The organism is Phytobacter sp. V69 (genome assembly GCF_965644215.1).
GTDB lineage: Bacteria > Pseudomonadota > Gammaproteobacteria > Enterobacterales > Enterobacteriaceae > Phytobacter.
Genome location: NZ_CBFFRL010000025.1, coordinates 25,382 through 37,347 on the forward strand (window position 1 = coordinate 25,382; position 11,966 = coordinate 37,347).

General features: G+C 54.9%; 7 protein-coding genes. 3 read left to right on the top strand and 4 right to left on the bottom strand.

Going from position 1 to position 11,966, the window contains the following annotated elements:
- The first annotated feature begins 15 nt into the window (after positions 1-15).
- Positions 16-2,004: a transketolase gene (gene tkt, locus ACSZPU_RS05585; RefSeq protein WP_498996351.1), complete on the top strand. Its 1,989-nt coding sequence runs from the start codon at positions 16-18 to the stop codon at positions 2,002-2,004.
- Positions 2,005-2,334: 330 nt separating this feature from the next.
- Here tkt and ACSZPU_RS05590 read toward each other — a convergent pair whose 3' ends face one another.
- From ACSZPU_RS05590 to aegA, 3 genes are all read right to left on the bottom strand, one after another.
- Positions 2,335-3,378, bottom strand: a complete 1,044-nt coding sequence (locus ACSZPU_RS05590) for a DUF1176 domain-containing protein (protein ID WP_498996353.1) — start codon at positions 3,376-3,378, stop codon at positions 2,335-2,337.
- A gap of 126 nt (positions 3,379-3,504) precedes the next feature.
- Positions 3,505-4,080 (bottom strand): GDP-mannose pyrophosphatase NudK, encoded by a 576-nt coding sequence (nudK, locus tag ACSZPU_RS05595; protein ID WP_498996354.1) that lies wholly within the window; start codon positions 4,078-4,080, stop codon positions 3,505-3,507.
- 69 nt (positions 4,081-4,149) lie between these two features.
- Positions 4,150-6,129 (bottom strand): formate-dependent uric acid utilization protein AegA, encoded by a 1,980-nt coding sequence (gene aegA / locus ACSZPU_RS05600; RefSeq protein ID WP_498996356.1) that lies wholly within the window; start codon positions 6,127-6,129, stop codon positions 4,150-4,152.
- Between the two features lie 225 nt (positions 6,130-6,354).
- On the opposite strand from aegA, the gene narQ reads away from it, so the two are divergent.
- The gene (gene narQ / locus ACSZPU_RS05605) at positions 6,355-8,049 is read left to right on the top strand and encodes a nitrate/nitrite two-component system sensor histidine kinase NarQ (protein WP_498996358.1); all 1,695 of its coding nucleotides are present in this window, start codon (positions 6,355-6,357) and stop codon (positions 8,047-8,049) included.
- Positions 8,050-8,261: 212 nt separating this feature from the next.
- Positions 8,262-11,378: a multidrug efflux RND transporter permease AcrD gene (acrD, locus tag ACSZPU_RS05610; protein WP_498996361.1), complete on the top strand. Its 3,117-nt coding sequence runs from the start codon at positions 8,262-8,264 to the stop codon at positions 11,376-11,378.
- Positions 11,379-11,479: 101 nt separating this feature from the next.
- Here the strand turns inward: acrD and ypfM are convergent, their stop codons facing one another.
- Positions 11,480-11,539 carry a protein YpfM gene (gene ypfM / locus ACSZPU_RS05615; RefSeq protein ID WP_498996363.1) on the bottom strand — a complete coding sequence of 20 codons (60 nt, stop codon included), beginning with the start codon at positions 11,537-11,539 and terminating at the stop codon, positions 11,480-11,482.
- Between the last annotated feature and the right edge of the window lie 427 nt (positions 11,540-11,966).

Consider the following 11,966-nt stretch of genomic DNA (forward strand, 5'->3'; position numbering starts at 1 on the left):
AGCAAGGAGAGAGTTATGTCCCGTAAAGAGCTCGCCAATGCGATTCGCGCCCTGAGTATGGATGCGGTACAAAAAGCTAACTCCGGCCATCCCGGCACACCGATGGGGATGGCGGATATTGCCGAAGTACTCTGGAACGACTTCTTAAAACATAATCCGAGTAACCCAACCTGGTACGATCGCGACCGCTTTATTCTGTCTAACGGTCACGCCTCCATGCTGCTGTATAGCCTGCTGCATTTAACCGGCTACGACCTGTCGCTGGACGAGATCAAAAACTTCCGCCAGCTGCATTCAAAAACCCCTGGTCACCCGGAGATTGGCTACACGCCTGGGGTCGAAACCACTACAGGCCCGCTGGGACAAGGGCTGGCGAATGCCGTCGGGCTGGCGATTGCCGAGCGCACCCTCGCCGCGCAGTTCAACCGCCCGGACCATGAGATTGTTGACCACTACACCTATGTCTTTATGGGCGATGGCTGCCTGATGGAGGGGATTTCCCATGAGGCCAGTTCGCTGGCGGGCACCCTGGGGCTGGGCAAACTGATCGGCTTTTACGATCACAACGGCATCTCGATTGATGGTGAAACCGAAGGCTGGTTTACCGATGACACCGCCAAACGTTTTGAGGCCTACCACTGGCACGTGGTGCATGACATCGACGGTCACGACCCCGAGGCGGTGAAAAAGGCCATTATTGAAGCGCAAAGCGTGAAAGATAAGCCGTCACTGATTATCTGCCGCACGGTCATTGGTTTTGGGTCGCCCAACAAGGCCGGGAAAGAGGAGTCCCACGGCTCTGCGCTTGGGGAAGAGGAAGTGGCGTTAACCCGTCAAAAACTGGGCTGGAAATATCCGGCATTTGAGATCCCCAAAGAGATCTACAAAGCCTGGGATGCCCGGGAACGTGGCGAAAAAGCGCAACAGTCATGGGATGAAAAATTCTCGGCCTATAAAAAAGCCCACCCGGATTTGGCTGCCGAATTTACGCGCCGTATGAGCGGCGGTCTGCCGGAAAGCTGGGAAAAAACCACCCAGGCGTATATCGATAAATTGCAGGCAGAACCAGCAAAAATCGCCACCCGTAAGGCCTCCCAGAATACGCTCAACACCATTGGTCCGGTCCTGCCGGAGCTGCTCGGGGGTTCCGCCGACCTTGCGCCCAGCAACCTGACCATCTGGTCGGGCTCCCATTCACTGAAAGAAGATCACGCCGGGAATTATATCCACTACGGGGTGCGTGAATTCGGGATGACAGCGATTGCCAACGGTATCGCCCATCACGGCGGCTTTGTGCCCTACACCGCCACCTTCCTGATGTTTGTGGAGTATGCCCGCAACGCGGCGCGTATGGCGGCGCTGATGAAAGCCCGGCAGATCATGGTCTATACCCATGACTCCATTGGTCTGGGGGAAGATGGTCCAACCCACCAGGCGGTAGAACAGCTGGCGAGTCTGCGCCTGACGCCCAATTTCAGTACCTGGCGCCCCTGCGATCAGGTAGAGGCTGCCGTTGGCTGGAAGCTGGCGGTCGAGCGCCACACCGGCCCGACGGCGCTGATCCTGTCACGTCAAAACCTGGCACAAATGGAGCGCACGCCGGAGCAGGTGAAAGCGATCGCCAAAGGGGGGTATATCCTCAAAGATGCGGGCGGCAAGCCGGATATCATCCTGATTGCCACCGGTTCAGAGGTGGAAATTACGGTGAAAGCGGCGGAAAAACTGAGTCAGGACGGGCATAAAGTTCGCGTGGTGTCGATGCCCTCCACCGATATTTTTGATGCGCAGGATGAGCAATATCGCGAGTCGGTGCTGCCGTCGGATGTCAGCGCTCGCGTGGCGGTGGAAGACGGCATTGCCGACTACTGGTACAAATATGTCGGGCTGAAAGGGGCCATTGTCGGCATGACCACCTTTGGTGAATCCGCACCTGCCGACAAGCTGTTCCCGTTCTTTGGTTTCACCGTTGAGAATGTGGTCGCGAAGGCGCAGCGCCTGCTGTAAGTGCCTTGACCGACTGTGCGGCCTGATGTCCTCTCCCTGAGGGGGAGGGCCAGGGTGAGGGGGAAAATACGGCTCTGGTGGTCATTCCGTTCACCTTATGTTCTTTGCTTTTCTATCGCGACAGAACCCGTGAACGTGCCAGGGGGGTGGCTCACCGCCACTCCCCTGGCGACCCGGGCTCCCGGCCAGCCGTCAACGCCTCATCGATTTTCAGCCGGACCCTGTCATCGCTGTAACGGTTTTATTCTCATTACGCGGTGTTATCTCTGTAAAACGTAATATTACTGGAGATCCCTCCCCCCACGGGGAGAGAGTGCAAACACTATTTTATTAACGGGTGATCCACAGGGTGGGCCAGGCATCCGGCCCATGCCAGTTATCGCAGTTCGGCTCTTCGGCATAACGCGTCAGGCGAAAGCGCTGGCCGTCAAAACGCCAGCGCGTCATCACACCACAATCCGCTAACCCGCGTCCTTTGGCCAGCGTAGTCAGCTCGCGGGTTTTCTCATCAAACCTGGCGTTCATCAATTCCAGTTCATTGCTGCCGCGAGCAGGAATAAACGGCAGGCGCAGGCGTAACGGGCGAGCGGAGAACGGCTTTTCCCGCGACACCATCCAGGCTAAATCCACCGTGTTATAGGCCCCCGCTTCGCAATCAATCATCAGCAGGGCTTTATCATCCGTTAACGCCGTGACGCGCACTTCCCGGCGCATAGGGTCCAGCGAGCACTGGCTGTTATTCATTCGCCAGTTGCCATAATCCAGTAAGTCGTTGAGTTCTTGCTGTGTCAGGGGTGAAGGGGTGGGATCAACCAGTGCAACCTCTTTTAAGGCCGGGGCTGGTGGCACACTCAGCGGCGGATCGTCACCTTTTTTAATCCACGCCGTTTCGCTACCGACGCGTTTTTGCTGGAAATCGATAAACAGCAGCGCCGCTTTCAATCCAACCAGCGAGATCGTTCCCTTCCCGTCCTGCAGGGTAATCGCCTGCGCTTCCTGTATGGTTTGTAAGAACGCAGCGATCGCCTCTGCGTTATCGGTCATCAGATGCCAGGGAGTGATTTGCCAGTGTTGGGCAGCAAGCGTGAGCGGTTTATCGTCCAGCAGCATACGCGGCGCAATCGGCGCTTCTTTTAGTGACGGGAGCTCTTTGCCGCCCAGATCAATACGCAGCGCGGCATGGGTTTGCGCCCCGGCACTGCGGCCCAGGGTCATCACCAACCCCTCGTGCTCGCCGGTATTGCGCGCGACGCAGAAATTTTGATTATTGCAGGTTACTTGCCAGTCGGAAAAAGCCTGCTGCGCCGGTGCCGCCCAGAGGAACGACATCGGGCAGACGCCCAGAATGAAAGCAAGCAAAACGCGGTAACGCATGAATAACACAGCCCCGGAAGAGAATCGCAACACACAACCCGCGTATCTTCGTGTCCCCGCGCCTGCCGCTCAATCGGATTTGTCGGATAGATTTATCTAAAATTTATTTTGTCAACCCTAGAAAAATCAATCCATTAGACCGGAAGACTGCAAATATTGCAGTAAAATCAACGCTTTACCGTCTCGTATCTCTCCGCTTTTCACCATCGCAAGGGCCTGGGCAAAGGGAATTTCCAGCACTTCGATGTCTTCATCTTCCACGCCACCACCGTTATTGGCCCGGATGCTGTCGTCATAGCGGGCAATAAAGAAATGGACGATTTCGGTCACGCCGCCGGGAGACATGTAGAGTTCGAACACTTTACGAACCTCACCCACCGCATAACCTGTCTCTTCCACCGCCTCTTTGCGAATACAGACTTCTGGTTCATCGTCATCAAGCAGACCGGCGCAGGTTTCAATCAGACGGCCATCCTGATTACCGTTAACCCAGGTGGCAACGCGGAACTGGCGAATCAGCACCACGCTCTTTTTGTCCGGGTTATACAGCAGGATGGTAGCACCGTTACCTCTGTCATAAACCTCGCGTTTATGGCGGATCACATCCCCATTTTTGCGGGTCAAATCGTAGGTAATATTGCGCAGAATGAAATAGTTATCTGAAAGGACTTTATCTTTGATGACTTCAATGTTGAACGACATGCCGACTCCACAACGTAATACGGTCATCCCCATACTACGCTGCGAAGCCGGTTTTGTCGCGACGGCGAATCAGTGGCTATTCGGCGCTTTAACCCCCAGCCAGTCCATCATCCCCTGCGCCGCATGACGACCTTCCGCCATGGCCGTTACCACCAGATCGGCCCCGCGTACTGCATCGCCACCGGCGAAGATTTTCGGATTGCTGGTCTGGTAACGGTAGGCGCTGTCAACGCTGGCGGCGATGCGGCCCCAGTCATCAACCTGCACGCCCTGCGTCTCTAGCCACGGCATGGAATGCGGATTGAAACCGAATGCCATGATGACGGCGTCCGCAGGCATCACAAATTCGCTGCCGTCGATCGGCACCGGACGGCGGCGCCCCTTAGCATCCGGCTCGCCCAACTGCGTGCGCAGCAGACGCACACCCGTCACCTTGCCCGATTTATCCAGCTCAAGGTTGACCGGCTGAACGTTAAACTCGAATTCAGCCCCTTCATCCTTCGCGTTTTTCACCTCTTTTTTCGAACCCGGCATATTGGCTTCGTCACGACGGTAGGCACAGGTCACTTTGCTGGCACCATGGCGTAGCGACGTACGCACGCAGTCCATCGCCGTATCACCGCCGCCCAACACCACCACATTCAGTCCGGAGGTATTGATAAACGGCTCTTCCGGTGAATCCGGCAGCCCCATCAGTTGTTTCGTGTTGGCGATGAGGAACGGCAGCGCGTCATAAACGCCCGGTGCGTCTTCATTCGGCAGGTTCGCTTTAATCGAACGATACGTCCCGACGCCAACAAACACGGCGTCATACTCGCCGAGCAGGGTTTCCAGGGTAATGTCCCGGCCAATTTCACAGTTCAGCTCGAAGCGAATACCCATCGCGCTGAAAATTTCCCGGCGACGCGCAAGCAGTGATTTATCCAGTTTGAACGCCGGAATACCGAAGGTCAGCAGGCCGCCGATTTCCGGATGGCGATCAAACACGGTGGCGCTCACGCCGTTACGCGCCAGCACATCGGCACAGGCCAGACCGGCAGGACCCGCGCCAATGATCGCAATGCGTTTATCTACCGCTTTCACATGCTGCAGGTCGGGCCGCCAGCCTTTTGCCAGCGCCTGGTCGGAAATATAGCGTTCAATATTGCCGATAGTGACCGAACCGTAATCGTCGCGAACAGTACAGGCCCCTTCGCACAGACGGTCCTGCGGACAGACGCGCCCGGTCACTTCCGGCAGGCAGTTTGTCTGATGCGATAACTCGGCGGCGGCGGCGATATCTCCCGCTTTGACCCGTTCAATCCACTGAGGAATATGGTTGTGCAGCGGGCAGGTCCATTCACAGACGCTGTGCTCGCCGCATTTCAGGCAGCGTTCTGCTTCCCGCTGGGCCTGATCGGCACGGAACGGCAGGTAAATTTCATCAAAACCGGTTTTACGCGCCGTCAGCGCCAGTTTGTCTGGTTCACCGCGCGGCGGCGTTTTCAGCATCTGTTTGACCTTACGGTCGTTAAACGCCGGAACCAGCGCCGCCATGCTGTGCCACGGCTGGGCTTCCTGGCTTGCCGCACGCAGGCGGCGGGCTTTCGCCAGGTCCGCCAGACCATCGCGGCTCACCACCTGAATTGCGTCCGCCGGGCAGTTTTGCGCGCAGGCGGGGCCGTCGGTGCGGTCGACGCACAGATCGCACTTGTGTGCTGTGGCTTTCACCATGCCATTCCCGACCGGGGTGACAAGGATTTGCATAGTGCCAAAGGGGCACGCCACCGCACAGGATTTACACCCGATGCACTTATCCTGGTTAACTTGCACCGAATCATTCACACGACTAATTGCGCCGTTCGGACAACTGCGGGCACAGGGCGCGGCTTCACAATGATGACAGGTGACCGCGCTGCGCTGACGTTTATTCTTTACGACCGTAATTCGGGGATGAAAATGTTCGTGACTTAAAACGTGCTGTTCCTGATTATGCGCCATCACGCACGCCACTTCACAGGCTCGACACCCTATACATTGCTGGCTGTTAGCCATAATAAAACGATTCATGGCAACCTTCTTTTCTGGTTTAATAAACCTTATTTTTTATATGACCAATGTATTTACCTGGGCTATTCACCACAGGCAATGTACATTTGCACAAAAGCGTTGCTTAATTGTCACGTGCATGTTGCAGATCAATTTATCGCGACCTAAATGAAAATTAGTCTCAATTGATGAGCCGCCAGGCGATGCCCTGTCGCCCGACGCCATTGGATAGCGGGAATCGCTGTTGTGATTGTAAAACGACCTGTTTCATCCAGCCTTGCCAGAGCCTTTTTTTATATTGTCCTGCTTTCGCTCCTCTCAACCGGGGTGGCGTTGCTGACGCTTGCCAGCAGCCTGCGCGACGCGGAAGCCGTCAATATCGCCGGTTCCCTGCACATGCAGAGCTACCGTCTGGGATACGACCTGGAACGCGGGTCGGCAGAACTGAACGCACATCGCCAGCTCTACCTGCAATCACTGAATTCACCGGTTTTACGTAAACTCAACCGTTGGTATGTTCCTGATATTGTTGGACAACGCTATAACCAACTGCAGGAAAGCTGGCGGGAGATGGATGCCCGATTGGGCACCAAAGACACCGTCTGGTATCAGAATAATATTCCGCAATACGTGGACAACATCGATCAGTTCGTTCTGGCACTACAACACTATTCGGAACGCAAAATGGTGCTGGTGGTGGTGATTTCACTGTTGGGCGCGGGCGGTATTTTTCTGCTGGTTTTTTTTACGCTGCGGCGTATTCGCCAGCAGGTGGTAAAACCCCTGACACAACTGATGGTTGCCAGCCAGCATATTCAACAAGGACATTTTACATATCCGTTACTTAACAGCCACCTGGACAACGAATTAGGGCTTCTGGCGTCCACTTTTGACCGCATGTCTGGTGAATTGCACAAACTCTACCGTACGCTTGAAGCGCAGGTTGCGGAGAAGACCCATGATCTGCATGAAGCCCACCGTCGCCTCGAAGTGCTGTACCAATGCTCGCAGGCTCTCAACACCAGCCAGATTGACGTGATGTGTTTTCGTCACATTTTGCAGATAGTCTATGACCACGAAGCGGCAAGCTATCTGGAGTTAACGGTGGGCGATCACTGGTCGATACATCACGGCGAAGCGCAGAACGACCTTCCTGTCAGCGCGCTACCCGTCAGTATGCAGGACAAAGTCTTTGGTGAATTACGCTGGCAAAGTGCGGATGTGCGGGCCTCTGCACCGCTGCTGCACAGCGTAGCCACCATCATGGGACGTGGGCTGTACTTTAACCAGGCGCAAAAGCAGCATCAGCAGCTGATTTTGATGGAAGAACGCGCCACTATCGCCATGGAACTTCACGACTCGCTGGCGCAGGTGCTCTCCTATTTACGTATCCAGCTGGCGCTGCTCAAACGGGCAGTGCCGGAGGATAACGTGCCCGCCCAGACGATCATTACCGATTTTTCCCGGGCGCTGAACGATGCCTGGCGGCAGTTGCGGGAATTACTGGCGACCTTCCGCCTGACGGTGTCCCAAAGCGATCTGCCCGCCGCACTCAGCGAAGCGATGGAACGCCTGCAAAGCCAGACCACGGCGAAACTTGAGCTCGATTGCCGCCTGCCCACGCTGGCGCTGGATGCCCAGCAGCAGGTAAACATTTTGCAGATTGTGCGCGAGGCGGTTATCAATGCCATTAAGCATGCTGATGCCAGTACCATTACCGTGAGTTGCGTTACCGATCCGGACGGTCAGTATTCAGTTTATATTCGCGATAATGGCAAAGGCATCGACAGTATCGATGAACCTCAGGGGCACTACGGATTGGATATTATGCGTGAACGAGCAAGCCGTCTTGGCGGTACACTCACCTTCTTACACCCCCCCGGCGGAGGGACGTTAGTCGAGTGTCGTTTCCCGGCTCCGCTTAGCCTCAAAAGTCAGTAAACGTAAAGAAAAGAATTTTTGGGACGGCATGAGCAAAATAGGGATAAAAGGCGCTCTGCATAATTGTGCCTTGAAAATGCATGATAATTTACATTTTCTCCTTTTTTTCTCCACGTTTGTTTTCTCGGTTCCCGCTACATTGAGCAAACATTCATTGGTTCCAGCAATGCCAAAATAACGATGCGCAGCAAAACAACGAGGTCTTGTTTCTGATGGCGATTTTTTTTATTGATCGCCCCATTTTTGCGTGGGTACTGGCGATCTTGATCTGTTTGACCGGAACACTTGCCATTATTTCTCTGCCAGTGGAGCAATATCCTAACCTGGCCCCGCCAAATGTCCGTATTACCGCAAACTACCCCGGCGCCTCTGCCCAGACGCTGGAAAACACCGTGACTCAGGTTATCGAACAGAACATGACGGGCCTCGATAATCTGATGTACATGTCATCACAAAGTAGCAGCGCCGGGCAGGCCACCATTACGCTCAGCTTCACCGCCGGTACGGACCCTGATGAGGCCGTGCAACAGGTGCAAAACCAGCTACAATCCGCCCTGCGTAAACTGCCCCAGGCGGTGCAAAACCAGGGGGTGACGGTACGTAAAACCGGGGATACCAACATCCTGACGCTGGCGTTTGTCTCCACCGATGGTTCGATGGATAAGCAAGATATCGCCGACTATGTCGCCAGTAATATTCAGGATCCTATCAGCCGTGTGAATGGTGTTGGTGATATCGACGCCTACGGCTCCCAGTATTCCATGCGTATCTGGCTCGACCCGGCGAAGCTGAACAGTTACCAGATGACCACCAGCGATGTGACAAGCGCAATTACATCCCAGAACGCTCAGGTCGCTGTCGGTCAGCTTGGGGGATCGCCTTCCGTTGACCGCCAGGCTCTGAACGCCTCGATTAACTCACAGTCTCTGCTCCAGACGCCGGAACAGTTCCGTAATATCACGCTGCGGGTCAATCAGGATGGGTCAGAAGTACGACTTGGCGACGTCGCGGACATTGAGCTGGGGGCAGAGAAATATGACTTCCTGAGCCGCTTCAACGGCCTTGCCGCCTCCGGGCTTGGGATTAAGCTGGCCTCCGGCGCAAACGAAATGGCCACCTCGGAATTGGTACTGAAACGGCTGGATGAGCTGTCACAGTATTTCCCGCACGGTCTGGAGTATCGGGTCGCTTACGAGACAACCTCCTTCGTTAAAGAATCGATTATTGATGTGGTGAAAACGCTGCTGGAAGCGATCGCACTGGTCTTCCTCGTGATGTACCTGTTTTTGCAGAACTTCCGAGCCACGCTTATCCCCACCATTGCCGTTCCGGTGGTGCTGATGGGGACCTTCGCCGTCCTCTATGGCTTTGGTTACAGTATTAACACCCTCACCATGTTTGCAATGGTGCTCGCCATCGGCCTGCTGGTGGATGACGCCATCGTGGTGGTGGAAAACGTCGAACGTATCATGAGCGAGGAAGGACTTTCGCCCAGGGAGGCGACGCGAAAATCGATGGGGCAAATCCAGAGGGCGCTGGTCGGTATCGCGATGGTCCTCTCGGCGGTGTTTGTACCGATGGCGTTCTTTGGCGGTACCACCGGGGCGATTTACCGTCAGTTCTCCATTACCATCGTGTCGGCGATGGTGCTGTCGGTGCTGGTGGCGATGATCCTGACACCTGCCCTTTGCGCCACGCTGCTTAAGCCGCTGCACAAAGGTGAGCACCACGGCGAGAAAGGCTTCTTCGGGGCCTTTAACCGCGTGTTTAACCGTAACGCCGACTGTTACGAAAGCGGCGTGGCAAAAATACTCCATCGCAGCCTGCGCTGGATCTTGCTCTACGTTCTGCTGTTAGGCGGGATGGTGTTTTTGTTCCTGCGCTTACCCACCTCGTTTTTACCCCTCGAAGACCGCGGGATGTTTCTGGCGTCAGTGCAACTCCCCAGCGGCGCGACCCAGCAGCAAACCCTGAAAGTAGTGCAAAAGGTCGAGGACTACTTCTTCAAAAATGAGAAGGACAACGTCTCCTCTGTGTTCTCAACCGTCGGCTCCGGCCCTGGTGGGAACGGTCAGAACGTCGCACGTATGTTTGTGCGTCTGAAGGACTGGGGCGAACGCGATCCGAAAACCGGCAGTGCATCTGCCATTATTGAGCGCGCCACCAAAGCGTTTCGTCATATCAATGAGGCCCGCGTCATTGCCAGCAGCCCGCCGGCGATCAGCGGTCTTGGCAGCTCTGCCGGTTTCGATATGGAATTGCAGGACCACGCCGGTGCCGGGCACGATGCACTGATGGCGGCGCGTGACAAACTGCTTCAAATGACTGACAGCAATAACTTGCTGACTCGTGTGCGCCACAACGGCCTTGATGACAGCCCGCAGCTGCAGGTGGATATCGACCAGCGTAAAGCGCAGGCGCTGGGCGTATCCATTGACGATATCAATGACACGCTGCAAACCGCCTGGGGTTCAAGCTATGTGAACGACTTTATGGATCGCGGCCGCGTGAAAAAAGTCTACGTCCAGTCGGCGGCTAAATACCGCATGCTGCCGAGCGACATTAACCTCTGGTATGTGCGCAACAGCAGCGGCGGCATGGTGCCCTTCTCGGCTTTTGCCTCATCCCACTGGGAAACTGGCTCCCCGCGACTCGAACGCTATAACGGTTATGCGGCGGTAGAGATTGTGGGTGAAGCGGCACCGGGTATCAGTACAGGTACCGCCATGGATACCATGGAAAAACTGGTGAGTCAGATCCCGGGTGGTTTCGGTCTGGAATGGACGGCGATGTCCTACCAGGAACGCTTATCCGGCTCGCAGGCCCCGGCGCTGTATGCCATCTCTCTGCTGGTGGTCTTCCTCTGTCTGGCCGCACTGTATGAAAGCTGGTCAGTGCCGTTCTCGGTAATGCTGGTGGTACCGCTCGGGGTCATTGGTGCCCTGCTCGCCACGTGGATGCGCAGGCTGGAAAACGACGTTTACTTCCAGGTGGGGCTGTTAACGGTTATCGGGCTTTCGGCGAAAAACGCCATCCTGATCGTTGAGTTCGCCAACGAAATGAACCAGAAAGGCCAGGATTTGCTGTCGGCCACGCTGCATGCCTGCCGTCAGCGTCTGCGCCCGATTCTGATGACATCGCTGGCCTTTGTGTTCGGCGTTCTGCCAATGGCTACCAGTACGGGTGCAGGCTCCGGTAGCCAGCATGCGGTAGGTACCGGGGTGATGGGCGGGATGATCTCAGCCACCGTGCTGGCGATTTTCTTTGTTCCGCTGTTCTTTGTGCTGGTCAGACGGCGCTTCCCGCTGAAAGAACGCCAGGAATCGTGAACAATAAAAAAGGCGACCGATTGAGGTCGCCTTTTATTGCGTGATTGGTTTCACACTTTTATCGTTTTAAGCACTCACTGCTTTTATGATTCTTCTGGAAATTATTTACGAAGCATGCCTTCGATAAAATCTTTCCAGTTCCCCACTTCATCTTCAATCATAACTACCTCTCTTATTATTGTGCGTATTCTACGAGAACCCGACATCGCTGTGAAGATATTTTAACCAATTAGTTTGATTGGTCTCTCATAATATTTGCATCGGCGGAATAACTATGCGCCAGCATTCGACTCTTTTATGTGAGAAACAGCAACATTTGGAAACATTGCGCCCTCCCCCTTATCGCGTCTGGCTTGCAGCGTCATGACAATGTAACGGAAGGTATCATCAGGTAACGTTAAAAGTGATTTTTTTTGCCATCAGGTAAAATTTTTGTTTATTTAACCACCAGCCTGATGCGCCGAGGACGCCATTTTTTACTTAATTACGTTTCATCCGTAGAATCTCTTCGACTAGATAGTGTCGTCACGAGGATAAAAATCATTGATAATAGGGCCTTCTAATCAGAAGGCCCTATTATCATGACTA

Excerpts from the sequence above, each read along its gene's own strand:
- tkt (WP_498996351.1), top strand. The coding sequence starts at position 16 with ATGTCCCGTAAAGAGCTCGCCAATGCGATTCGCGCCCTGAGTATGGAT.
- ACSZPU_RS05590 (WP_498996353.1), bottom strand. The coding sequence starts at position 3,378 with ATGCGTTACCGCGTTTTGCTTGCTTTCATTCTGGGCGTCTGCCCGATG.
- nudK (WP_498996354.1), bottom strand. The coding sequence starts at position 4,080 with ATGTCGTTCAACATTGAAGTCATCAAAGATAAAGTCCTTTCAGATAAC.
- aegA (WP_498996356.1), bottom strand. The coding sequence starts at position 6,129 with ATGAATCGTTTTATTATGGCTAACAGCCAGCAATGTATAGGGTGTCGA.
- acrD (WP_498996361.1), top strand. The coding sequence starts at position 8,262 with ATGGCGATTTTTTTTATTGATCGCCCCATTTTTGCGTGGGTACTGGCG.